The organism is Aliagarivorans taiwanensis DSM 22990, assembly GCF_000429505.1.
Lineage (GTDB): Bacteria > Pseudomonadota > Gammaproteobacteria > Enterobacterales > Celerinatantimonadaceae > Aliagarivorans > Aliagarivorans taiwanensis.
Genome location: NZ_AUBZ01000025.1, coordinates 43,487 through 68,118, shown reverse-complemented (window position 1 = coordinate 68,118; position 24,632 = coordinate 43,487). Strand labels below are relative to the sequence as shown.

Annotated in this window: 21 protein-coding genes; 7 read left to right on the top strand and 14 right to left on the bottom strand. The window is 53.1% G+C overall.

Translation table 11 applies throughout. The features are described from left to right. The first annotated feature begins 31 nt into the window (after window positions 1-31). On the top strand, window positions 32-412 hold the full coding sequence (locus tag G462_RS0113100) for a hypothetical protein (RefSeq protein WP_026959391.1): 381 nt from the start codon (window positions 32-34) through the stop codon (window positions 410-412). On the opposite strand, the gene G462_RS0113095 is transcribed toward G462_RS0113100, so the two are convergent. Next, window positions 409-1,854, bottom strand: coding sequence for an MATE family efflux transporter (locus tag G462_RS0113095; RefSeq protein WP_211234224.1), 1,446 nt, complete (start codon window positions 1,852-1,854; stop codon window positions 409-411). The two genes, G462_RS0113100 and G462_RS0113095, sit on opposite strands and share 4 nt — an antisense overlap. Before the next feature lie 307 nt (window positions 1,855-2,161). Between G462_RS0113095 and G462_RS22795 the strand changes: the two genes are divergently transcribed. Then, window positions 2,162-3,451 (top strand): ADP-ribosylglycohydrolase family protein, encoded by a 1,290-nt coding sequence (locus tag G462_RS22795; protein ID WP_084405065.1) that lies wholly within the window; start codon window positions 2,162-2,164, stop codon window positions 3,449-3,451. Window positions 3,452-3,532: 81 nt separating this feature from the next. On the opposite strand, the gene G462_RS0113085 is transcribed toward G462_RS22795, so the two are convergent. The 7 genes from G462_RS0113085 to G462_RS0113055 all read right to left on the bottom strand — a co-directional run bounded on the left by G462_RS0113085 (window position 3,533) and on the right by G462_RS0113055 (window position 8,907). After that, entirely contained in the window at window positions 3,533-4,042 is a 510-nt protein-coding gene (locus G462_RS0113085; RefSeq protein ID WP_026959389.1) for an ureidoglycolate lyase, read from the bottom strand. Window positions 4,043-4,046: 4 nt separating this feature from the next. Next, on the bottom strand, window positions 4,047-5,051 hold the full coding sequence (gene alc, locus G462_RS0113080) for an allantoicase (RefSeq protein WP_051326739.1): 1,005 nt from the start codon (window positions 5,049-5,051) through the stop codon (window positions 4,047-4,049). Between the two features lie 116 nt (window positions 5,052-5,167). Then, complete coding sequence (locus tag G462_RS0113075; RefSeq protein ID WP_026959387.1) at window positions 5,168-5,989, bottom strand: MurR/RpiR family transcriptional regulator; 822 nt, start codon at window positions 5,987-5,989, stop codon at window positions 5,168-5,170. A gap of 68 nt (window positions 5,990-6,057) precedes the next feature. Further along, complete coding sequence (locus G462_RS0113070; protein ID WP_026959386.1) at window positions 6,058-6,786, bottom strand: amino acid ABC transporter ATP-binding protein; 729 nt, start codon at window positions 6,784-6,786, stop codon at window positions 6,058-6,060. Next, on the bottom strand, window positions 6,773-7,423 hold the full coding sequence (locus G462_RS0113065) for an amino acid ABC transporter permease (protein ID WP_026959385.1): 651 nt from the start codon (window positions 7,421-7,423) through the stop codon (window positions 6,773-6,775). Before G462_RS0113065 ends, G462_RS0113070 begins: the two co-directional genes overlap by 14 nt. An 11-nt stretch (window positions 7,424-7,434) precedes the next feature. Further along, window positions 7,435-8,103, bottom strand: a complete 669-nt coding sequence (locus G462_RS0113060; protein WP_026959384.1) for an amino acid ABC transporter permease — start codon at window positions 8,101-8,103, stop codon at window positions 7,435-7,437. Window positions 8,104-8,118: 15 nt separating this feature from the next. Next, the gene (locus tag G462_RS0113055) at window positions 8,119-8,907 is read right to left on the bottom strand and encodes a transporter substrate-binding domain-containing protein (protein ID WP_026959383.1); all 789 of its coding nucleotides are present in this window, start codon (window positions 8,905-8,907) and stop codon (window positions 8,119-8,121) included. Window positions 8,908-9,156: 249 nt separating this feature from the next. Between G462_RS0113055 and G462_RS22790 the strand changes: the two genes are divergently transcribed. The 3 genes from G462_RS22790 to G462_RS0113040 all read left to right on the top strand — a co-directional run bounded on the left by G462_RS22790 (window position 9,157) and on the right by G462_RS0113040 (window position 14,003). Beyond that, a complete protein-coding gene (locus G462_RS22790) occupies window positions 9,157-9,690 on the top strand; it encodes a GNAT family N-acetyltransferase (RefSeq protein ID WP_051326738.1) in 534 nt (177 codons plus the stop codon). A 101-nt stretch (window positions 9,691-9,791) separates the two neighbouring features. Continuing rightward, window positions 9,792-12,044: an EAL domain-containing protein gene (locus tag G462_RS0113045; protein WP_084405064.1), complete on the top strand. Its 2,253-nt coding sequence runs from the start codon at window positions 9,792-9,794 to the stop codon at window positions 12,042-12,044. Window positions 12,045-12,068: 24 nt separating this feature from the next. Further along, the gene (locus G462_RS0113040) at window positions 12,069-14,003 is read left to right on the top strand and encodes a sensor histidine kinase (protein ID WP_026959381.1); all 1,935 of its coding nucleotides are present in this window, start codon (window positions 12,069-12,071) and stop codon (window positions 14,001-14,003) included. A gap of 17 nt (window positions 14,004-14,020) precedes the next feature. Here the strand turns inward: G462_RS0113040 and G462_RS0113035 are convergent, their stop codons facing one another. The 6 genes from G462_RS0113035 to G462_RS0113010 all read right to left on the bottom strand — a co-directional run bounded on the left by G462_RS0113035 (window position 14,021) and on the right by G462_RS0113010 (window position 21,297). Further along, window positions 14,021-14,464 (bottom strand): hypothetical protein, encoded by a 444-nt coding sequence (locus tag G462_RS0113035; protein ID WP_026959380.1) that lies wholly within the window; start codon window positions 14,462-14,464, stop codon window positions 14,021-14,023. A gap of 173 nt (window positions 14,465-14,637) precedes the next feature. Further along, window positions 14,638-15,270, bottom strand: a complete 633-nt coding sequence (locus G462_RS0113030) for a DUF2959 family protein (protein WP_026959379.1) — start codon at window positions 15,268-15,270, stop codon at window positions 14,638-14,640. Between the two features lie 152 nt (window positions 15,271-15,422). Beyond that, window positions 15,423-16,523: a response regulator gene (locus G462_RS0113025; RefSeq protein ID WP_026959378.1), complete on the bottom strand. Its 1,101-nt coding sequence runs from the start codon at window positions 16,521-16,523 to the stop codon at window positions 15,423-15,425. A gap of 16 nt (window positions 16,524-16,539) precedes the next feature. Beyond that, window positions 16,540-19,356, bottom strand: coding sequence for a PAS domain S-box protein (locus tag G462_RS22785; protein ID WP_051326737.1), 2,817 nt, complete (start codon window positions 19,354-19,356; stop codon window positions 16,540-16,542). Between the two features lie 75 nt (window positions 19,357-19,431). Further along, entirely contained in the window at window positions 19,432-20,832 is a 1,401-nt protein-coding gene (locus G462_RS0113015) for a PAS domain-containing protein (RefSeq protein WP_026959377.1), read from the bottom strand. Window positions 20,833-20,892: 60 nt separating this feature from the next. Further along, window positions 20,893-21,297, bottom strand: coding sequence for a hypothetical protein (locus G462_RS0113010; protein ID WP_026959376.1), 405 nt, complete (start codon window positions 21,295-21,297; stop codon window positions 20,893-20,895). Window positions 21,298-21,788: 491 nt separating this feature from the next. On the opposite strand from G462_RS0113010, the gene glmS reads away from it, so the two are divergent. Next, window positions 21,789-23,624, top strand: a complete 1,836-nt coding sequence (gene glmS, locus G462_RS0113005) for a glutamine--fructose-6-phosphate transaminase (isomerizing) (protein WP_026959375.1) — start codon at window positions 21,789-21,791, stop codon at window positions 23,622-23,624. A gap of 156 nt (window positions 23,625-23,780) precedes the next feature. After that, window positions 23,781-24,341 carry a class I SAM-dependent methyltransferase gene (locus G462_RS22780; RefSeq protein ID WP_051326736.1) on the top strand — a complete coding sequence of 187 codons (561 nt, stop codon included), beginning with the start codon at window positions 23,781-23,783 and terminating at the stop codon, window positions 24,339-24,341. Window positions 24,342-24,632 lie beyond the last annotated feature (291 nt).

Sequence of the window (24,632 nt, the reverse complement as noted above, 5' to 3'; positions counted from 1 at the left end):
GCTTGCGATAAACGGTAGGTATGAGTGATAAGTGGCAATTAGTTTGGACAGTCGGCGAAATGCAATCGCTAAGGCGGTTCAGCTTAAACCGTTTTATATATCTAAAGTGATAGTGGGAGATCGCTCAGAAAAACAGGCAATAGCGGGTAGCAAAAAGCACGCTGCTTTGAGCTTGCTCAATATTGATGGGGCGTTCGGTGTTACAACTGTCACTATTGACGGTGAGCGTTTTAGCTTACTAAAGAATTTGCCAGTGATTCTTGCTTTCGCTGGCAAAACAGAGGGTTCGGGTATCCGAGCCATCTGGGTGTTGCTCGTCAACACTTGTTTTACCCTGTGTTTAGCCCCCTTTGCCAGGGGGCTTTTTTCTGGATGTCTTTTATACCCGAGCAAACTCAAGATGCGCGTTTAGGCGAAGCTCAGTTCTGCTTGCAGCGGTTGTGCCTGCTGCTTGCTTAGCATTGTTCTCAGACGCAGGCTCATCATGATGGCTGCGGCGGTAAGTCCGACAATAATGCCAACCCAAAAGCCAGCTGCGCCCATCGCGTCCACCACCTTATCGGTCAGGCCAAGAGTGTAGCCCACAGGTAGCGCCAAGCCCCAGTAGGCCATACCGGAGATAAACATCGGCAGCTTGGTATCTTTATAGCCGCGCAACACCCCGTTAGTGGCGGTTTGGATGGCGTCACTTATCTGATAACAGGCAGCAAAGATAATCAGGCTGGCCGCACCGGCTGCCACTAGCGGGTCTTGGGTATAGATGCGGGCAATCTGTTCGCGAAACAGCACGATGCTGGCGGAGGAGATGCACGAGAACGCCAGGGTGAGCGCGATGCCGCTGTAACTGCGCAGCTTGGCCAGCGCTGCATTACCTTGGCCCAATGCATGGCCAACACGAATGGTAATACCAAATGACAGGCTCAGCGGCACCATGTACATCAAGCCGGAGAAGTTCAACGCAATCTGGTGCGAGGCGATGTTATTGGCACCCAGTTTGCCAATCAGCAGCGCGATAATGGCGAAGATGCTACCGCAAATGAAGATATTCATACCAATCGGCAGGCCCAGTTTGAATTGCGCCCAAGCTTGACTGGCTTTGAACTGCAACACGCTGCGGCTGAGGAACTGGCGATACTCGTGGTGACGTGCAATGTACAGCCCCATCATCAGCGACATCAGCCAGTAAACAATGCTGGTTGCCCAGCCACAACCGGCTGCACCTAGCGCGGGCAGGCCGAACTTACCGTTAATCAACAGGTAGTTCGCCGGAATGTTGACCGCTAATCCCAACAAAGAGAACAGCATTGGCGCGCGGGTATTGCCCATGCCTTCGCAGAAACTATTGAGACTGTAAAACAGCGCTATGCCGGGTACGCCGAAGGCCAGCGCTTGCAGGTATTGGGTGGCGATGGGTGCAACCTCGGGCGCGACCTGCATATAGGCCATGATCCCTTCACTTTGCTGCAGGAACAGGATCGCCAGCAGTGAGCCTGCCATTGCCAGCCACAGGCCTTGACCGAGCTCGTGGTTGATCTGCTGCTGTTGGCCGCTGCCGCGGTGATGAGCGGTGAGTGGCGTAAGCGCCATCAAGATCCCCCGCAGCAGTAAGCTGATGGGGTACCACAGGCTCGCGCCCACGGCGATGGCGGCTAAGTCGGTGGCGCTAACTTGCCCGGCCATACTGGTATCGACAAAGTTCATACCTTGAGTGGCGAGTTGGGTCACGATGATTGGGAGTGACAGGCGCAGCAAAGCCGCTGATTCGTTGAAAAAACCAGACAGAGAATGAGTGTGTTTTAACATGGAGGCGTGTACACCAATATCACAGACCATGGGGTTGAGGCAGGATTGCATGTCGGGTCTGCGTAGGGTGTGCCGATTTCGGCGGGCGCTACTTTAATCGCCAACTGTAAATAAGGCAAGGGTTGAGACACTGTTGATTAAAAGCGTACAAGCTAATCAAGATATAACCACTGTGTCAGGTGGGCATGGCGTAGATGTTACTGATTGTATAGAGAATTGCGAGGACATTCGCAGATCTCCAGAGATTTCAGCTCGATAGCTTAAAGCATGAGCGTCCTGACTTGGGTATTAGCGCTAGATAGGTACAATGCCCAGATAATCTTATGGTTAATAACGATCTAAAAAGGAAAGCCGCTTTATGAGTGAGGCTTATCTCAAAGAGAGCGCGCAGGGAGCAATGCTAGGGCTAGCCTTAGGCGATGCCTTGGGCACCAGTTTGGAGTTTTGTGCCCGCGACAGCAAAGCGCCGGTGACCGATATTGTGGGTGGAGGCCCGCATAAGCTGAAGGCCGGCGAATGGACCGACGATACTGCTATGTCGCTGTGTTTAAGCGACAGCTATCTGGCCTGTGGCATCAATCACCTGAGCGATCAAATGGAGCGCTACTGGCGCTGGTATAAGCAGGGCGAAAACTCCTGCACCGGCGAATGTAGCGACATCGGCTACACCGCACGCAGCGCGATGGAGCGCTATCGTGCCAATGGCAACCCGCTAGCTGGCAGTGACAAACGCCATACCGCAGGCAATGGCAGCCTAATGCGTATTGCACCGGTGGCACTGCGTTATGCCAGCTCCAGCGCCGAGCAAGCGGTGGAGGCAGCCGCAGAGGTCAGCCGCACCACCCATGGCGAGATCCGCAGCGTACAGTGCTGTCAGTACTTGGTCTATCTGCTGCACCGCATCCTCAACTCAGATGGCCATGTGCATAAGTCTTCGCTGTTTGCCAACCGCGACCCGCAGTGGCGTCGTATCAGTGACAAGTTTCACCTAGATGTGCAGGAGCTGATCCACGGCTGCTATCGCAACAAGCAGCGTGAAGATATCGCCAGTACCGGCTTTGTGGTGGATACGCTAGAAGCCGCATTATGGTGTTTTATTAATACCTCAACCTTTGAAGAAGGGGCGCTGCTTGCGGCTAACTTAGGCGATGATGCCGATACAGTTGCAGCAGTGTATGGCCAACTCGCCGGTGCCTATTATTGCCGGGAGGGCTTACCCACGCACTGGCTAGATACGCTGGCATGGGATGAGTCGATTGCACATCGAGCAGCGCAGTTGGTGCTGCTGCCCGGTATGCACCAGCTAGAGAGCTTCAATGGTGAGCTGGCGGAGCTACTTGAGAACCCCCAACAGCAAGATGAAGAGGCGCAGCTGCGCGATTACAGCTATCTGGTTGAGCGACGCAATATGGCGCCCGGCTTTGATTGGGAGAGCTGGCCGTATGCAGCCGAGCTCGAGCAATCTGACCCACAGTGGGTGGCGGAGCTGGGTATGCTGGATATCTTGTATCTCAATACCTATCTGATTAAGGCCCAGCGACGAGATGCGGAGCTACTCAGCCGCGCCCTACAGCAGGGGCTAATCGCTGCCATCCAGCAGCGTATCAATGCGCTGCTAACGGCCTTCTCCATCAACGATTGGGAATAGGTGGTTTCAAATCATAAGGCCCGCACTGCAGCGGACCTTATTCGTCATCGTGCGCAAGGCTTATACCAATCTGGATTGGTATCAATAGTCCAGCTGAATAAACTGGCTAAGGCTTTGCTCCACACAGTTTGCTTCATCGCCTGCTCGGTCGACCACTAAAAAGTCACTGGTTTGCTCCAGCGCTAGCAAGGGGTGGTGCCATACGCCTGCCGCATAGTTCACACCTTGGTGGCCTTGTGCCAAGAACGCACAGATTTCATCCTCGTTTAGCTCGCCCTTGGGCGCCACCACCACCAGGTAGGGGCGCTGATTGAGTGGCATAAACAGCTGGCTGCCGTAAGGGTGATACTCCATCAGTGCTAGCAGTGCGTCTTGATAAGCTTGGCCGCGGAAGATATTGATGATAGGGCGGGCTGCGCTGCCGCTAAACTCAAGCTCTGCTAGGTTGTGATAGCGCTCGGTGCTGCCCTGATTGATCTCAAAGCTCTCGCCGGGGCGCGCTTCAATCACCTGACCAAAGGGCGCGAACGCTTGCTGGGTCAGGGGGCGAACCTTAAGACGACGTGCGCCTTGGGAAGTGGCTGAACTCATCGCATTAGGCCTCTGGTTGACCCCACAGGCGCACCCGTGCCAGCCCGCCATCAGGGTAGATGTTGATCTTCAAATGAGTGATTGGCCCCAGTGATGCCAGTTCTTCAAAGCGGAACTGGCTGTCGGCGGCGAGCGCTTGCTTGGGCAGCAGCTCCTGCCAGTACAGGCTTTGCGGCACTAAATCGATATCGCTGTGCTCTAAACACGCCGCTTGGATTGACACCTCGGGTGGGAAGTTGCCCTTGAAGTGAGTGGTGTAGACCTCGATAGCCTCGGCGATGCCTTTTTGGCCTAGCGCGATAATGCACCAGTCGTTGCCCGGTTCGCGGCGGCGGCGGGTCTCCCAACCATCGCCCATGTTGGCGGCATCGCCCGGGCTGAGCAGGTTGTTCGGGTGACCGTAGTGGGAGTCGTTATAGGCCAGGCCTTGCCCGCCGTTTTGCAGGGCAATCAAGTCGATTTGCTGACCTGGGGTGTGCGACACGCAAGGCTTGCCGAATACCTTCAGGCGAGAGATGCCGCCGTCGGGGAAGATGCTGACCTTAAGGAAGCGGAACTGTTGCTCGCTACTCACCTCAAACAGCTGCTCGCTATTGCCGCTAAGGCTGTGGGTGGCCAGCAGTGGTTGCCACTGGTCGCTGTCTGCTGTGGGAGGCTGATCGCCATTGGCCCCTTGTACCTTAACCGCCGGGGCGAAGTTACCGGTAAAAAAGTGGGTATCCACCTGAATGGCGTTGATAATGCCCGCAACGCCCAGCTCGACGATGCACCAGTCGTGGCCGTTGTCGCGGCGGCGGCGGCTCTCCCAGCCATCCATCCACTTGCCGTTATCGTCATAACGCTCTGGGTAGAAGCGGGCAGGAAGGTGGTTGAGCATGCGTTGGGCAGAGGCGAAGAAGTCGTCTGAGCAGCTAAGCGCCTTGGCACCGATGCGTTCATCGGCCAGGTTTACGCCTAGATTGCGGGTTTGCTCGGTGAGCTCGCTAGTGGCTTCGGTGTAGATATCCATCTTATACGTCCTTAATTCATCCTTGGTATCGTGGGTTTTACACGTTTCCTGTATTCATCGTGAGAAACAAATGAACCACTGATACGCGCAAAGAAACAGCAGTGGCAGCGTGGCAACTACTGTTCGAGTTCTTGTAACTGTTGGTAGTGGCGGCTGATCTGTCCGCTTTGTTGCTTAGACAGGTTGCCCAGCCAGTCGTAAACCTGATTGGCAATATTGGCCAGCAGGCTCATGGGAGCAGCATAGCTGTCTAACGCGCCATGGTTGCCCATGGGGCAGACCAGCAAATGGCTCACCTGTCTAGCATACTTTTGACCTGACTGATCGGTGAGAAGCACACAGGCTTGGCCTTGCAAGTGCTCCACCAGATCGGCAAAGCCATGGGTGCGGCGGCGGATGCCAATCAGAAACACCAGATCGTCCTGGTTGAGGTTGGCCAGCTCTTCACCGAGGGTTTGACCCGGTAGCGGCAGTAGCTCAACATCTTGACGGCATTGGCTGAGCTGCTGGCGAAGATGCAGTGCCAGAGGGTAACTGTTGCGATAACCGATGATCTTCACCCGTTTGGCACTGGCCAGGCGCTCAACCACTTGCTCTAGCTGGGCTTGGTCGATGTGTTGCCACAACTGTTGAAGGTTACTGATCTCCTGCTGCAGATGGTCGCCCTGTGAGGGCTCGGCGGCCACCGGTTCGCCGCGTTCGCGACTGGCCCGCAGCTCTTGACGTAGCTGCTGGTGATCTTGATAACCCAGTTGACGAATAAAGCGGCTGACACTGGTTTTGGATACCTTGCAGGCCTCGGCGATCTCTGCGGTCGACAAGATCAGCATCTTGTCGGAGTTGAGCTGCAGATAGTCGGCGAGCTGGCGTGCTTTGCCGGTGAGCTCGGGGTAGCGCTCGGTGATACGTTGGTTCAGTGGGCAGCTGGCTGGATTCATCAATATGCTGGTCCTTGCGTTGTGAAACATTCGTTTCATCACTCTATATTTTGTTTCATTATGCTAGGTTAAAGAACCGCAGAAATAAAGCTCTGCAACTCGCTGGTCTGCGGGCTGGCGAACACCTCGTCACTGGGGCCGGTTTCCCACACCTTGCCTTGGTGCATAAACACCACGGTGTCACCCACATCACGGGCGAAGTTCATCTCGTGGGTCACTAAAATCAGAGTCATGCCTTCTGCTTTGAGTTGCTCCAACACCTTTAACACTTCTCCCACTAACTCAGGGTCGAGGGCTGAGGTGATCTCATCGCACAGCAACACTTTGGGCGACATGGCCAAGGAGCGGGCAATCGCGACGCGTTGCTGCTGCCCACCACTGAGGTTATTGGGGTAGGCATCGAACTTATCGCCAAGGCCGACTTTTTCTAGCAGTTCTTGGGCGTGGGCGCGGGAGGTTTTGCTGTCTTGGCCCAGCACCAGTTTGGGCGCCAGCATAACATTCTCACCGGCGGTCATGTGCGGGAACAGGTTGAAGTTTTGAAACACCATCCCCACGCTGCGGCTAAGCAGGCGTAGCTTGTATTCGTCGTCTTCAACCGCTTGGCTGTCTACCACGATGGCGCCTTGTTGGTAGGCTTCGAGGCCGTTAATACAGCGCAGTAGGGTGCTTTTCCCTGAGCCGCTGCGGCCGATGATCGAGACCACTTCGCCCGGCGCGACTTTTAGGTCGACGCCTTTGAGCACGTGGTTTTCGCCGTAGTATTTGTGGATTTGATCAATGCTAACGAGTGACATGGGTTTTGTTCTCCAGATGTTTGGCGAAAAGCGACAATGGGTAGCAAATGATGAAGTAGAGGACGGCCACCATGGCAAACACCTTAAACGGTTGGAAGGTGGCGTTGTTGAGCATGGTGCCTGCCTTGGTCAGCTCGACAAAGCCGATAATCGAGGCCAGCGCGGTGCCTTTGACGATCTGCACCGAGAAGCCCACGGTGGGCGCGATGGCGATGCGCAGCGCTTGCGGCAAGATGACGTAGCGCATGGTTTGCAGATAGCTCAGACCCAAGGTGCGGCAGGCTTCCCATTGCCCTTTGGGGAGGGCATCGATACAGCCACGCCAGATCTCATGCAAGAAGGCGCTGCTAAATAGGGTGAGGGACAGGCCGGCGGCGGTCCATGGGTCGACATCAATGCCGATCAGCGACAGGCCAAAGAAGGCCAGGAACAACTGCATCAGCAGTGGCGTGCCTTGGAACAATTCAACATAGGCCTTGATAAAGCCGCTAATCAGCGGATTACGCAGACTGCGGGCCAAGGTGAGGCATAGCCCGACCAAGCCGCCGCCGGTGAAGGCTATCAGTGAAAGCAGCAAGGTCCAGCGTGCGGCCAGCAACAAGTTGCGAAGAATATCCCAATCGGAAAACTGCATCATGGCGGTTTCTCCTAAAGCGAGGGGTTTTTAAACAGCCGCTTAGCGGCAAACGCGAAGCTCTGGCGCATCAATAAGGCCAAAACTAGATAAAGCACCGCAGTGAGTAGATAGGACTCAAAGCTTAAGAAGGTGCGCGACTGTGCAAAGTTGGCGGCGAAGGTGAGCTCTTCCAAGGAGATCTGTGAGACCACGGCGGAGCCGAGCATCACGATAATGCACTGGCTAACTAGCGCCGGATAAACCCGCTGGAATGCGGGTGGCAATACGATGCGGATAAAGATCTGACGGCGGCTTAGCCCAAGGGTTTTGCCCGCTTCCCATTGCCCCTTAGGCGTGGCGTCGATACCCGCGCGGATGATCTCGGTGCTATAGGCACCCAAGTTCACCACCATGGCGATCATGCCTGCTTGCCACGCAGAGAGCTTTAGACCCAGCGCCGGTAGTCCAAAGAAGATAAAGAACAGCTGCACGATAAACGGGGTATTGCGGATGATCTCGACGTAGCAGCCCCACAGCGCGCGGGCTACCCGGTAGCGAGAGTTTCTACCTGCGGCGCCAATGGTGCCAAGTAGCAAACCGAGAAAGGTACTGATGAGGGTGAGTTCGATAGTGGCCCATATCCCTGCCGCAAACTGCGGCAGGTAGGGGAGTAGGCCAGAGAAGTTTAGTTGATAGCTCATGACCGACTCCGGCGATTAAGCGTCAAGATCAGGCAGCGGCGCGTTAAACCAAGTTTCTGACAGCTGGTTGAGGGTGCCATCGGCCTTTGCTTTGGCGATTAGACGGTTTACCTCGTCCATCAGGGCTTGTTCGCCTTTCATCAGGCCAACATAGCAAGGCGAGTTTTTCAGCATAAACTTGGCGCCGGGAGCACGGTCAGGATAGCGGTCGGCGATCTCGGCAACCACCAGGTTACCAGTGGCGATCAGGCTGACTTGACCCGATAGGTAGGCGGACAGGGTTGCGTTGTTATCTTCGTAACGCTTGAGGGTGGCGTCTGCCGGAACTATCTTGCTCAGCTCGATATCTTCCACCGCACCTCGGGTCACGCCAACGGTTTTACCGCTCAGTTCAGGCGCGTTGCTTACCTGCTCGTCGGCGGAACCAAATACACCTAAGAAGAACGGCGCATAGGCGTCGGTGAAGTCGATGGCTTTTTCACGCTCTGGGTTTTTGCCCATGCTAGAGATGACCAAGTCGACCTTGCGGGTTTGCAGATAAGGGATACGGTTGGCGCTGGTCACTGGGACTAGCTCTAGTTTTACACCCATCGACTCGGCCAGATATTTCGCCATATCGACGTCGTAACCGAGCAATTGCATGTCTGGACCAACGGAGCCAAATGGGGGAAAGTCTTGAGGGACCGCGACTTTCAAGGTGCCGCGTTGTTGGATATCTTCCAATAGATCTGCCTGTGCACCAAGGCTTAGCAGCATGGCTACAGATAGAGTCACTGTTTGTACTAACTTGCGCAGAAATTTCATAGTGTGTCGTCCTTGTGGATGAGACGTGTGAGTCGGCGAAAGTTTTGTCTGCAACAAATGAACCACTATTACTTTGGTGGTAGAAAGTATGGTTATCTATATGAAAAATAAGGGATATAATTCGAAGTGTGAAAGTCGGGCTAGCGTTGATGCGATTGGTCTTGTTCCAGTTGCGCTATAAGCTGGTGCACTCGCGAGCCAACAAGGGGCACGAAAAGCGTGCAGAACGATCAAAATAAGGAGAAGCCTTTGGCATTGCAGTTTAAGCGGTACTCATCCATCGAACACAAGGCCGTGCTGGATCTCGCTGTTGCGCCGCAGCAGCAGAAGTTTGTTGGGGTGATCAAAGATATCTTAACGCTGGCTAGCGATACGGTGCAGCCATGGGTGATAGAACAGGTGACTAAGCGGGGGAATGGGCAAGACACTAGCGCGGTGGGCTTTTTCCTAATCGATACCACATACAGCGAGAACTATGAGTTTGCTCGTAAGGGTGGGCTAGGCCTGCGGGCGTTGTTTATTGATCAACGTTATCAGGGCCAAGGATTGGCCAGCTTAACGCTGACCCAGTTGAGCGAGTGGGTATTTCATGAGTATCCGCAGCACCCATCGTTATACCTGACGGTGAACTGCAAAAATCCAGCGGCTTATCACTGCTATAAGAAAGTGGGCTTTGTAGATACCGAACAGCTTTATCATGGCGGTCAGTTTGGTCCTCAGCATATCATGGTGCTTAATGCCGGGGCCAAGCGATCAGTGTTAGGGCGGTGGAGTAGCGACTAGCTTCGAGACGATTGTCCACTGAAAATAAAATTGTCAATGAAATGTAACAACTTTGGCTAGTGAAAACGCTCAGCTTGCTATACTAGTGACATTATTGTCAGATGTCATGGATGGTAGACGGCATGCAAGAGAGTCTGTTCAACTTTGCGCCAGAAGCGGCGCTTGAAGAAAGCTTCCAAGCGAGCCGCGCTTGGAAAGTGCTCAGCATTGAAGACAACATTTCCTATCAGGACACCCTGGTTCATAGCCTAAGTGACTTATCAGTTTCCGACCTTCCTATTCAGTTTCTCCGTGCAAACAGCTCCAAATCAGCCATTGAGATCCTAACCGAGGAGCATGATATCTCGGTTATTTTGCTCGATGTGGTGATGGAGCAAGACGATGCCGGCCTCAGGCTAGTGGATACCATCCGTGATGTGATGGGTAACAACGAGGTTAGGATCATCCTGCTTACCGGACAGCCCGGCATGGCGCCGTTAGTGGATGTGATGCAGCGCTACGATATCGATGAGTATTGGAACAAGGCCGATCTCGAAGTCGATAAGCTGCGCACCACGGTGGCCAGCCATATTCGCACCTGGCATGCCTATCATGAGCTTGAGCGGGCTCGTCATGGCCTTAACTTGTTGGTGGATGCCTCAAGACATCTTTCCCGCTTATCTGAGCTAAAGGAGTTTTCCAAGCAACTGCTCGAAGAGATCGCCGCGCTGATTGGGGTGAGCAAGGGCGGCATTATCTGTGCGCGTAACACCAACGGCACGGATAACTTGGATTACCATTTGATTGCCTGCTCGGGGAGCTTCAGTGAGCTGCAGCCGGTGAGAGGCATAAAGCAAATCAAACAGCTTCCTGAGGCGGTAAGTGAGCGGATTTGGCCGTCAATGCAGCGTGCTATCGAACTGCAGGCCCATCAGTTTGAGGATAACCTCACCGTATTGTACTTCGATGCGGATATTGCAGAGCTGTCGAGCTTTGTTGTCATCGTCGAGTCCAACGAAAACCTGACTGATTACCACATCAACTTGCTGCAGGCCTTTAGCGAGAATATCAACAACGGCTTTAATAACATCTTGTTGTGTGACCGTTTGACGGAGTTGGCCTACTACGATGCTGACTTAAAGATCCCCAATCGCGCCTGGCTGACACGCTTTCTCGATAACCTCCATCAGCGCGACCAGCAGGCGGCGGTAATTTATGCGGTTCGGTTAAAGAACTTTACCGAGTTGCAACTCAGCGCCGATAGCGACTTTATCGATGAATTTTTAAAGCAGTTCTTTCTAAAGCTTCGGGTTCGCTTTGCACTGTATAAAGTCATTGCCCGCATCAGCGATGATTGCTTTGCCATTGTGCTTAATCGCGAAGATATGCCTCGCCCTGAGCTGCAGCGCAATATCAATACCTTCCGGGTGATGACCGAGGATATTCAACTACATGTAGAAACTCAGGTGGCCTTGCTGCAGCTCAGTAAGGTTGAGGAAACTGAAGGGCGTGAGCTTATCCGCATGCTCGAGTCGGCACTGATCTTCTCTGACAAGGAGCAGCAGCAGTATGTTGAGTACAAGCCTCTGTTTAGAGAAGCGATCTCGCATCGACACCGTTTGCTGCAAAAGCTCAATGGTGCGCTCGGGACGGATCAGTTGTTTTTGGTCTTCCAGCCCAAGCTCAGCTTGGAAGATGACTCGGTAGTCGGCTTTGAAGCGCTGCTCCGTTGGCGCTTACCCGATGACAGTTTTGTCTCTCCCGGTGAGTTCGTGCCGGTGGCAGAGTCCTACGGCTTGATCAATCAGCTGGACTATGAAGTGCTAAAGATGACCCTTGAAGCGATTAAAGTGATGCGCGCCAATGACGTTTACCTACCGGTGTCGTTCAATGTTACCTGTGTCGACCTGCTGGATAGCCGCTTTATGACCCGTTTGCTAGAGGCCCTGGATAACCAAGAGGTGCCTGCAGCAATGCTGGAAGTGGAGCTTACTGAGTCGCAGGCCATGGAAGACTACAAGCTGGTAAACAGCGAGTTGCAGAAGCTGATTGAGCTGGGGGTTGGTGTGAACATCGATGACTTTGGCACCGGCTATTCATCGCTGCAGCATGTGACCAATCTGGCTGCGACTCACCTTAAGATTGATCGCGCCTTTGTGGACGCCATGAGTGAGGATAGCTCCGGTGAGCATGTGGTGGACATGGTGCTCAAACTGGGTGAGCGCTTTAACTTTAAAGTGGTGGCTGAGGGGATCGAAACCGTCGAGCAGTGTAATCAGCTGCAGGTTAAAGGCTGTGCAATCGGCCAGGGTTATCTGTTCGCCAAGCCCATGCCAGTTGCCGATCTATTCACCTGGTTATCAGATCGTAATTAAACCGGTTAACGGCAGGGAGCCTTTATGCCTGTTTCCAAGAGTGAACTACGTTGGTTGAATGTCAAAACTGCCATTTTCGCCGGTATTTTGGGCGTGCTTGCAGCTTTGAGTGGTTACCTACTGTTCAAGACCGAACGTGATCATTACCAGAGCGAGTTGAGTGCCCAACACTCAGAAGTTCTGCGTCATGCGATGGATACCTTCTATCACGAGTTGGTGGTGCTCGAAGATGTGGTTAACTTGGTGCTGAGCGATGAGTTGCTGATATCGGGACTGCATCGAGACTACTTTATTGACCGCTCCTCGGTATCAACGGTGCTTAAACGCTATGCCCGAGTCATCAAAGGTATTAACAGCATCCGCTGGATCGATGATAGCGGTATGGAACAGGTTCGAGTAGATGTTAGCGACACCGCGATCACCGTGGTTCCCCAATGGGACTTGCAGTCAAAAGCCGACCGCTACTACTTCCAAGACGGGATGCGCGTTGCACCGCCGCGTATGTATTTGTCGCCCATCGACCTGAATGTCGAAAATGGTCAAATCATCGAGCCGTTTCAACCTGCAATGCGCCTTTCCAAGGTCACTGGTGTGCGTGACCGATTAAAATCCGGCTTGTTTATCATCAACTACGACCTGAGTGAGTTGCTGGCTAGCGTTGCTGCCATCTCTTCTGACAGCCTGCAGCTGCAGCTCAGTGACCAACAAGGTTACTGGTTGATTCACCCAGATACCGAGATGACCTGGGGCGATGAGCTCGGGCAGCTGCAAAACAATATCGCCGCTAAAGACCCTGCGCTGTGGAGTATGCTCTCGTCTCAAGAGGCGATAGATACCGAGTTTTACTCTGGCGGTGTTGTGAGTTATGAGCGCATACCCATCTATGGCTTTGCCAATGTCTACCCCAAGCGTGAGCTGCTGCTAGTGAGCATGACTCCGGCTCACGTGGTGCAAGGCAACATGCAGCGCTTTGTGTTTAATGCGGTGAGTGTCGGCATTATCGTGCTGCTGCTTGGCGCGATCTTCATTCTCCGTGACCACAAATCACGCTTGGCGGTGCTGTCTATGGCCGGGCAGATGCGTGCTGACATGCAGGAGCTAAACCGGGTAAATGGACTGCTTGATAACACCTTACGGCAACAGCAACAGCTCACTGAGGATCTTGCTGAGACCAAGCGCTTGTCGTCCCTCGGCGTGATGGTGGCAGGGGTCGCCCATGAGCTAAACACACCCATTGGTGGGGCTGCCTTGTCGGTATCGGATGCGTTCGCCAGACTGCAAAGCCTTAAACAGGCAGTGACCCAAGGGTTGACTAAAAGTGCGTTCGAGCAATATATCTCGCAGTCGGATTCGAGCCTGGAGTTAGCGCGCTCGAACTTGAGCCGGGCCACCCAAATTGTGAAGAGCTTTAAGCGGTTGACCTTGGAGCGAACCCACGACGACATCATTCAGTTCAATCTACGTGAGTTTATTGAGGACTTGGGGAGGGCGTTGGCCCCAGAGTTTAAAAAGAAAGGCGTCGAGTTAGAGATAGAGGTTGAGCCGGCGCAGATGATCACCACGCATCCGGGCATCCTCTCACAGGTATTGGAAAATCTTATCTTGAATGCCTTGTCTCATGGCTTTAAGGAGGCGGTGAAAGAGGGCCGGGTGACTGTATCTGCTGTTGGTATCGGCGCCGAGGAGCTAGTGATCAGTGTAGCGGATAACGGCGCGGGCGTGCCGGAGTTTATGCAAGACACTATATTTCAGCCGTTTATTACCAGTAAGCGGGCACAAAAGCACACTGGCCTCGGTTTGCACTTGGTTCATCAGTGGGTTGCCCAGTGTTTAGGTGGGACCATTCGGCTTGATAAAAGCTATCAGAAAGGCGCCCGGTTTATGCTGGTGGTACCGCTAGAGTATCAAGACCCCATGCAAAAAGAGTCGCCTGTCAGCCAAGCAAATAACGTCGCGTAACGTGCAGTACCTTTGATTTAGTTCTCGGTTAGCAGTGAGTTTTGACTGTTGAGCGCAGAAGTCGCCAGCTGCGCTGGAGGTGAGATACTGCGGATAGGGGTAAAGGTATAAACGGCTTGCTGTATCTCCTCCCAGGCTTCATCCTCGCTCAGCAACTCTCCCGATTTGGAACACAGCAAGAAATTACATATCTCGATATCAAAAGGGCTCAACACTTCGCTCATTAGCACTTGCTGAGGGAACTGCTGGGGCTTGAGGTAGTAGCGCACGTAGGTGCAGCGCAAAAAGTCGGGGATGTCGAGGGTACGCCAAATAAAGCCAAACTCAGCGATGTCTTCGACATGCTGGTGGTTAACGATGCTGGCGAGATCCTTCGCTTCTTGATGGGTGCCGTCGCGGTAGGTCTTCTGCGATGCTATCAGCCGCTTGGTGAACTCGATACACGAATAGATTGGCTTCAATATCATTCCCGTTTGTAGGGGGATATATTAATGATATAAGAATCAACAGCGTGCGATGTCATTTATAGGTCAAATTTGATGACGTGCATCTAAAAATGACTATTTAAGGGGGAGCAATGCCGCTCCCCGGTCATACATCCAGCAGGCTGCGCGTGGTTAGGGAAGCGAGAACGTTAGTTCAGCGTGCTGATAAAGCGCTTCGACTCGTCGATGGCTGCTTGCATCTCGATTATTAAAGCTTCTATCTCTCCCTCTAACTGGGTGAACTCGCTGCCAATGGCGCCCACCGCTTGTGCATTCAAGTTGTGTTTAAGATACAACTCGTTGTCCTTCAAGCGTCTTAACACCGGCTCCATACTGCTTTCCGCCCGGCGCATGGTGGTGAGCATCTGTTGATATTGAACTTGGGTGTCTTTTAGTCGTTGCTCGCTCTGTTTGCGCAAGGAGTCACTTTGATACTCGCTAAGTTCTTGTTGCCATTCCTCAAACAGGGCATCGGCTACGCTGGCAACCTTGTCGATGCGGCTGCTCACCTCCTCGGCGGATGACTGCGACTTTTTATACTGACTGGAGACTTGATCGTAGACCTCTTCCAGATCACCGCCGTCGAACTGCGTGAGTACCTGCAACTCCTCAAGGGCTGAACTGAACTGCTGCTGGGCTTGTTGCTGGCTGGACTGCGCATCGGCCACCCGATCAACGAGGATTTCACGTTTGTGGTAGCCCACTTTTTCCATTGCGTTGTAGTAAGTTGATTCACAGCCAGATATGAGCAGGGCAAGCAGTATTGCGGGGACAAACTTCATTGAGAGATCCTTTCTCGGGAATTGAAAACAATTAAAAACAGAGTTGCGTGACAGAGTTTAGCCTATCAGTTGAAACTGGGGCAAAAGCCACTGGGCTCGAGTCATGCTCAAGCCGTGCTTGTTCAAGGTAGAAATCGATAGGCGCTCACAGGCTATATCTGGAAGTTGCTGCCCCCTTTGCTGGCTATCAGCTTCTCCACTTTTTTGATTAGCGTGCTGGCGTTGGTTGGCTTGACGATGTAGTCCTGAGCGCCTGATTGAATACACTGGCGAAAGATATCTTTATCGGAATGACTGGTTAGCATGATAACCGGTAGGTCGAGGGTGGCGGGGCACTCTCTTAGCGCTTTGAGGGTGTTAAAGCCGTCTAAAGTGGGCATATCGATATCCAGAATAAGCAGCTTAGGTTGCATTACTTTGGCTTTAAATAGCGCCTCTGCGCCGTTACCCGCCCGTTCAACGTGGTAGGCTTCCCGCTCCAAGATTGACGCTACGATGTTTTGCATCACAGGGTGGTCTTCAGCCACGATGACGGTACTCTTGCAATTGGCCTTGCCTTTGCGGATCTTGTCGATGGCTTGGCTAAAGTCGGTTAGCATCTGTGACTCGGGGTTTTTCACCTCCATCACCCCTTGGGTCAGGGTCTCCTGCGGCAGTTTTTCCAGCAGGCCATTTAGCTCGGTGACCTCCAGTGAGGACAGCACACTCTCCAACGCTTTTTCCCACTCTGCACGGGGGATTTCATCGAGCACTTGTTCCAGCGGTGTTTGCTCCTCCTCTTCGGTATCGACAAATTCCTCTAGGCGCGCTTCTAACTCTTCAATTTGTTTGGCTTGTTCGACTTGTTGATTGAACCATTCGATTGAACGTTTAATCAGTAGCCGAACACGGCCAACGTCATAGACCGGGCGGATGGTGTCATAGATGTCGAAGTGATTCTCAAAGCAGGCCTTGTAGGCCAGTTGCCGTTGGTCCTTGTCGCAAAAAAGAATGTTGCGGAAGTAGCTCAGAGGATCGTCGAGAAGGCCGTCGATTTGCTGCTTGGCGGTAATTGCGGACTTGGGGTCGGCAAAGGCATAGATGATCAACTGAGGGCCGGTAAACTCGTTCAGCAATGGCTTGCTCTCTTCTTCCCCAAGGGTGGTGGGAAGCTCAACAACAGGGGCGCTGCTGGGCGTGAGTAATTGACGAATAATGTCGATAATCTCGTGAGAGTCGAAAACAACGATAATGCGTGACGTGCTGATATTCATATTCGCTCCTGATTAGTCAGACGATATGGCTTTGTCTGAGGCTGTCGCCAATCTTGTTGGCAAGCAGATCAATGTCGACCAAGATCTTGTTGACGGTATCAATGTCTTGGTACTGATGTTCAATTTGTTTAAACAACTCGCTAAGCTCGAGTGCGCCGCTGGAGGCTGTTGCGCCTTTGGCGCCATGGGCGATCGAGCGAATGCTGTTGAAATCAGCGCTACCCACAGCTTCATTTAGACGCTGTTGATCGCTCTCAAGGCTGGTCCAGAACATCGCCAGCACGGATTTCGCGAGCTCTTCATCGTCGCAGCCCAGTACTCGATAGAGATGTTCGTTATCGATGCCCTCGACGGTGATGCCATCAGGCTCTTCGACGATGGGTGCAGGCTCAAGAGACTCCCTGAGATCCTTAAAGTGATTGCTCAGGCATTTTTGCAGCGCTTTTAAATCGACCGGCTTGCTCAGGTAATCGTCCATACCCGCATTGCGGCAATTCTCCGATTCGCCGGTTAAGGCGTTGGCGGTAATCGCAATGATGGTAGGTCGGTTCTGAGGCTTTTCTATCTGTCGAATCGCTTTGGTTAACTCAAAGCCATCCATCTTAGGCATATGGCAGTCGGTGAGTACGACGCGGTGTTGATGGCGAGTCCATAACTCCAGCGCCTCCAAGCCATCTTCTGCCATGTCATAGCAGTAGCCCAGCTTGTCGAGCTGCTTGGATAGCACTAAGCGGTTGGTGGGTTGATCCTCGGCGCACAGAATAACCCGGCCTTGACGTTCCGCTTGCTCGCGATCGGCCAGGGCGGGGATGTGGTCAAGGTCAATCACGTTACTGAGCGCATGTAGTTCAGCGCTGTCCAGGCCACAGAGCACGGCAACTCCAAACATCAGATCGCTGGGCTTAAGCGGGTGGGCGCCCACCACATAGTAAGTCGGGGTCACGCTGCCATGTTCTGAGAGAGGGTCTTCATTGAGCAGCAACATTCGCCAGCCAAACATGGAGATGTTGTCGTCATCGTTGTCGGTGATAACAACGACTTGATTGAGGTTTTCCAGGCTATCTTCAGGGAGATCGTCGAGTATCTCACGTGGCCCAAGGCGCTCTGCCAAGTCCCGGCAAACGCGCGAGTGCAACGGATCTTTTACCAGCAGTACAATGGAGAAATGTGAGACATCATACTTACTGAACACATCGACGAACTCGCTGGCTGGCGTGCTGGGTATCTCCACAGCAAAGCAGCTGCCTTTGCCCGCTTCGCTGCTTACCGATACCGAGCCACCCATCAGATCAACAAATGATTTGGTGATACTTAAACCCAGTCCAGTGCCGCCATATTGCCGGGTGGTGGATGAATCTGCTTGAGTGAAGGGCTTAAAGAGAGAGCCTATCTGGGCTTGGTTCATGCCGATCCCTGTGTCTTCGATCTGCATGTTGAGCATGCCGCGGACTTTGTCGTAGGCAAGGATTATCGATACACGGTCATGCTGTTGTTCACCGCTGGTAAACTTGATGGCGTTGCCCACCAAATTGAGCAGCACCTGTCTGACTCTGACGGGGTCAAGCTGCAGCTCGTCGGGGATCTCGGTGCGCGCAAGTACACACAGTCTCACGCTTTTGCGATTTGCGTTGATCCATACCGTATCAATCATCTTCTCGACGGTGGATAGGATGGAGATATTCAAGATCTCTAGCTCCATCTGGCCGGACTCAATTTTGGAGAAATCGAGAATGTCGTTGATGATATCCAGTAGCGCATAAGAGGAGTCTTTAACCGTTTGCACCATCCGGGTTTGGTCATCGCTCAGGGAGGTGTCCTTGAGTAGATCGACCATGCCGATGATGCCGTTCATCGGGGTGCGGATCTCATGGCTCATGGTTGCCAAAAACTGGGACTTAGCCTTGTTGGCTTGCTGCGCGGCCTGAGACTCTTGGGCCAGCTTAGCTTGGATCTCCCGCTCTTCGGTTATGTCGAGATTAATGCCGTGGATGACTACTGCCTGATTGTCTTCATTGGTGACCACGCTACCTGCCGATTTCACCCAACGAAGCTCTCCGGTGGATTGGCAATAGGCGCGGTATTCGGCGTGGTAATCGCTGCCATCTTGAATGGCCATGGAAAGCGATTGCTCGGCGTTGGACATGTCGTCTGGGTGTACAGCGCGTTTCCACAGCTCGTAACTTGCGGTCTCATCGGGTGAGTAGCCAAACAGTGCGAAACTGCCTTCGTCCCATTTGACCTCGCCGGTTACCAAATCCAACGACCAGTTACATATGCCGCCGGCATCAGAGGCAACCTGCATGCCTCTTAGCAGCTCATCGATTTGTTGTTTCGAATCCTGCAGTTTTTGCTCGGAGGCTTTGCGGCTGGTGATGTCCTCAAAGATGGCGATAAAGTACTTGGCCTCCCCGGTATCGGTTGATACCAGTGATACTGCCAAATTGGCCCAGAAGGTCTCACCACGGCGGGTGACAAACTCCAGATCGTCGCTGAAGTTGTCGATCTGCCCCTCTTTCAAGCGTTGCCACAACTGTTGGGCGGCGTTGTCTTTATCCAGCGAGATATCGGCATAGTTCAGTCGAAGGAAGGCTTTTTCTGGGTAACCAAATAGTTGGCAGAGCTTCATGTTCACTTCGATAAACTGGCCTTCCAGCGATATTCGGGCAATCCCCATTGCTGCTTGGCCAAAGGCGGTGCGGTAGATCAGCTCACGCTCTTCTAAGGCGTGGCGTAAGAAGCGTTCGGAGGCTTTGCGTTGCTGATGTTCGGTCTGGTCTTTGACTACGGCTAGATAGGCGTGTAGGTCCTCGGTATACACTTCGGCGATGGCCAATTCGACCGGAAAACGGCGCTTGTGAAAATGCAGGCCGTCGAAGTCATCGCTGGCGGCAAACTCGTAGGCGATGTCCTAGATGGCGATGGACTCGATACCTTGGCTGGAACGCAAGGTAAACAAGGCAGTGATGATGCTGCCAAATAGCTCATCGCGTTTAAGGCCGAACAGTCTCTCAAAGGCGCGGTTAACATCCATGATCTGGCCCTCAGGGGAGAAGATGACCATGCCATCGGGGGCGGTTTCCCATACCGCTTGCAGCCGGTTAGCCGCGCTGCGCGCCTCTTTAGTGCGCTGCTCTATCTCGGTTTCCAGCGCCTGGCGATCTTGCTGGGCCTTCGCCAATGCTTCGGTGACATCTTCATGGAAGGCGATGTAGTGAGTCAGCGCGCCCTCAGAGCTGTAAACAGGGTCTAAACGGAGCTTGTTAGTAAAGGGCTGTGCGCCTTTTTTGTAGTGAGTCAACGTCACCGACACGGGGTTGCCGGCTGCGATGGCATTGTCGATCTCACTTAAGGCTTCTGGCTCAGTGCCGGGGCCATTAAGTAGCTCGGTACTGCAGCCGATGATTTCTCCCGAGGCGTAACCAGAGAGGGTTTCAAAAGCCCGGTTGGTGTAGACGATAGGGTGCTCGGCCTTACTAATATCAGAGACCCAGATGCCAATAGAGCTGCTGTCGGTGGCGCGTTTTTGGATCTCGAGCCAGAACAGCTGTTGCTCATTTTGTTCGCGTAGCCGGTCCCTCTCTATTAGTACCTGCTGTAGATTACCCAGCGAGCGGGCCATATTGCCGATTTCATCGCTACGGCGAATGTTGGGCAGCTCTACTTGCGAGTTGCCCAAAGCCAGCTGATCCATGGTATCTGACAAACTGATAAACGAACGGCTAAGCCGCCAACACACCAGTCCGCCGCCTGCCATGGTCAACGAAACCAGCACTAAGGCAAAGCTAATGGCTGAGGTTTTGATCCGCTCAGACTGCCGGAAGGCTGCGGATTTAGGCATGTTAATAAGTGAAGACCAGCCCAGCCCGGTGAAGTCGTGGGCCCCCTTGCTGCGGGCGAAACCGACCACCAGTTCTTGGTTGGTGGCCCCCTCCACAACATTGCCAGACAAGCCGGATACCGCAAGGCGCGCCGCTTCCATTCCCTGTGACTTGAGATTTACTGCGTCGATACGATCGAAGCTGCGATGATACTCAGACGAGCCCTGCTGCAGTGGCGCAAAATCGATAAGCAACTTGCCGTCTTTGTCGATCAACACCAGATGTGTGTCTTCCATACCTTTGGCGGCGAGCAGGGCATAGTGGCTCTCGAAGATGCTCTCTATACTGGCAAGGTCGACAATGTTTACCCAAACCCCCGCGATATTCCCTTCGGTATCGAGGATCCGCGAGCCAAAAATGAGGTCGTAATGGTCGGGGTTGGGGCTCAAGATGTAACGGAAGGGACCGGCGACCACCGGGCTGGTGGCCACTTCTCCGGGCTTAACATCCTCGTTTTTTAGAATCTGTTGAAACCACGCCGAGGCTGCGACTTATTGCTTGGGAATAAAGATCCCTTGCAGCGTTCTTCCTTGGGCGTTGCGGCTATTGGCAGCCAACAAACTGCCGTCGGTGTCGAAGATGGCAATGCGCCGGTAGGCCTGGTAGTTCACCACCAAGCTGTTGAGCTTGGCGATCATTTCGGGTGAGGTGGAGATATAGGCCAGTTTGCCCGGTTCGATATCGCCCAGTGACAGGGAGAAGGTTTGTACATTGTGGAAACGCTCGAATAGCATCCGGTCGACTTCGTCAATGAGCAGTCGACTTTCTCTGGCGAACGAGGCCTTTTGCCTTTCTACGAGTGCTTTATCGGCCTGCCAGATGATGTAAAACACCGAGAGCAGCATTAAGCCCACGGTAATGGCTAGTGCAATCAGAAACTTTGGATAGAGTTTCATTGGGTCTCCCTGAATCCCTTCGAGAAATCGATAGCGCGATGACTTGCTTGTGTTTCCCTAGTGGCAAAGCCTCTCCGACCCACATGGGAGGCTTACTACCTTGCTTCCTTGCCTAGATTTAATGATATGCCTAACTATTAATAAATGCCTATTTTATAAGCTAAAGCCGTGGCTCAGGTCACTTACAGCTAGGATTAAATGGTTGCTGACTTGCGACACGGGTAGTTAACAAGGCATTAAGTTTATTGGATGACCTCAATGGCTTTCGAAACGAAAGGTTAGTGGTTGGTAAGTTATTCGTGTGTTGCTGCAGATGTGGCAGACTGATTGGATAGAAATTTAGAACGATTTTAAACATTGAACTTTCGAAGTGAAAGAATATAATCGTAAACCGAAATTGATTGTGGCTTTGGCTTTCACTCATCTGGAACGAGTAGAGCGGCAAAGCAAGACAAGACGAACGTTGCTTAGAATCTAAAGGGGAAAAGCATATGTGTGGCATTGTTGGGGCAGTAGCACAACGTGATGTGAGTGAAATTCTGGTCGAGGGACTGCGTCGCCTTGAGTACCGCGGATACGATTCTGCCGGCGTTGCGCTGTTGGATCACCAAGGTGAGCTGAGCCGGGTTCGTCGCCTGGGTAAGGTAAACGAGCTTGCCGAAGCAGTGAAAGAGTCCGGCGTTGAAGGGCGCATCGGTATTGCACATACCCGCTGGGCCACCCATGGCGAGCCGAGCGAAGCAAACGCCCATCCACACATTTCAAACGAAACCATTGCGGTCGTTCACAACGGCATCATCGAAAATCATGGTCCACTGCGCGAGAAGCTGCAGGGGCTTGGCTATAGCTTTAGCTCACAAACCGACACCGAAGTGATTGTGCATTTGGTGCATCATGAGCTGAAAAGCGCCGATTCGCTGCTAATCGCGGTGCAACGCGCGGTAGCCCAGCTAGATGGCGCCTATGGCACTGTGGTGATGGACAAACAGCAGCCCGATCAACTGATCGTTGCTCGCTCAGGCAGTCCACTGGTGATTGGCCACGGCTTTGGCGAAACCTTCCTGGCTTCCGACCAATTGGCCCTGCTGCCTGTGACGCGTCGTTTCAGCTACCTGGAAGAGGGCGATGTCGCCCAGATCACCCGTGCGGGCGTCACCGTATTTGATGTTAACGGTGCGCCGGTTGAGCGAGAAGTTATTGAATCTACCGTAGAGCACGACGCGGGCGGCAAGGGCGGATACCAGCACTTTATGCAAAAAGAGATCTTCGAGCAGCCCAAGGCGCTGCAGCAGACTCTGGCAGAGCGAGTGAGCGACAGCGGTGTAGCGATCAATGCCTTTGGCACCAAAGGCGAGGAGTTACTGGCCAAGGTTGAGCACGTACAGATTGTTGCCTGTGGCACCAGCTACAACTCAGGCATGGTGGCACGCTACTGGCTGGAAGAGGTGGCAGGCGTGACCTGTAATGTTGAGATTGCCTCTGAGTTTCGTTATCGCAAATCGGTGGTTCGTCCTAACTCGCTGTTCGTCACCTTATCTCAATCTGGTGAGACCGCCGATACGCTAGCGGCACTGAGAATGGCCAAGGAGCTGGGCTATATGTCGAGCTTGGCCATCTGTAACGTACCGGGCTCATCGCTGGTGCGCGAATCTGATCTGGCCTTTATGACCAAAGCGGGTGTGGAAATTGGCGTGGCATCGTCGAAGGCATTTACCACTCAGCTGGTGGCTTTATTGCTGTTGACCATGGGCATTGCCAAGTCGCAGCAGCGTCTGGACCCAAAGCTGGAGCTGCAAACCGTGGCCGAGCTTAAAGCACTGCCAGCGAAGATTGAGCAGATGCTTGAATCTTCCGAGAGCATCGAGCAATTGGCGGCGGAGTTTGCCGACAAGCACCACGCACTGTTCTTGGGACGTGGCGATCAATACCCGATTGCGATGGAAGGTGCACTGAAGCTTAAAGAGATCTCCTACATTCACGCGGAGGCCTACGCGGCTGGTGAGCTTAAACATGGTCCATTGGCGCTGATTGACGCGCAAATGCCGGTGATTGTTGTTGCGCCGAACAATGAGCTGCTCGAGAAACTGCACTCTAATGTGGAAGAGGTGAGAGCGCGCGGAGGCATTATGTACGTGTTCGCCGATCAGCAGGCTGGATTTAGCAGCGACGACACCATGCGCGTGCTGGAGGTACCACACTGTGCTCAGTTGGTCGCGCCAATCTTATACACCGTACCGCTACAGCTACTTTCCTATCACGTGGCCTTGATCAAAGGCACCGATGTGGATCAGCCACGAAACCTAGCCAAGGCGGTGACAGTGGAGTAGGTGAGTCTCTATGTCGTCAATCAGGCAGCGCAACCCGCGCTGCCTTTTTGATTGCTATGCAATGGCTGCGCATCATCGTGTTGTAATATGCTCAGGTTGTACTCACTAGCAGCCGTATCAGCTCCAGCATGCCAACAAGCGGATAAGCATATCACCATGGGCAAGCCTGAACAGTTTTGGGACAAGGTGGCGGAGAAATATTCACGCTCGCCAGTCAGCGATGAAGCCGCCTATCAGAAAAAGCTCAAGCAGACCCAGCAATGCATGTCTTCGCACATGCGTGTGCTGGAGTTTGGCTGTGGTACAGGTACCACGGCGATACATCATGCTCCGCATGTGGCGCATATCGATGCCGTCGACCTCTCCAACAACATGCTAGATATTGCACGCGATAAGGCCCAGCAAGCGGGTGTCAGCAACATTACCTTCCATCAGGGCACACTAGAGCAGTTTAACGTCGAGAGCGAAAGTATGGATATGGTGTTGGGGCTGAGCATTCTTCACTTGTTGCCCAATCGAGATGCGACCCTCTCCAAGGTGGCAAGAATACTTGAGCCCGGCGGTGTGTTTGTTAGCAGCACCGCATGCTTGGGTAGCTCGATGCTGCGCTATATCACCTGGCTCACGCCACTTGGTAAGTTGCTAAACCTAATGCCTGATGTGTATATACCCGAACAACCTCAAGATGCAGGATTCAGAGGAACTCAATGTCCATAGGACGAGTTTTACAGGCCCTCATGCTGCGTTACTGTTCCTTGATTTAGACCACTAGATCGGCGGAACAGTGCCTTACCTGAGGGCCTGTAAAATCTCGCTGAACAAGCATCTTGAGGTTGCTCAGGTATAGTGACCGAACGGCAGTTGGCGGGCGAGTTAATTAACCATGGGTTTGCTATTGAAACACAGTGGCATCATGGCACCAAAAATAGCAGTGTGTTTATTATTGCGCGCAAAGATAAGTGAAAACTTCCAGTAAGCTCTCGCTGAACATTCATCTTGAGATTGGTC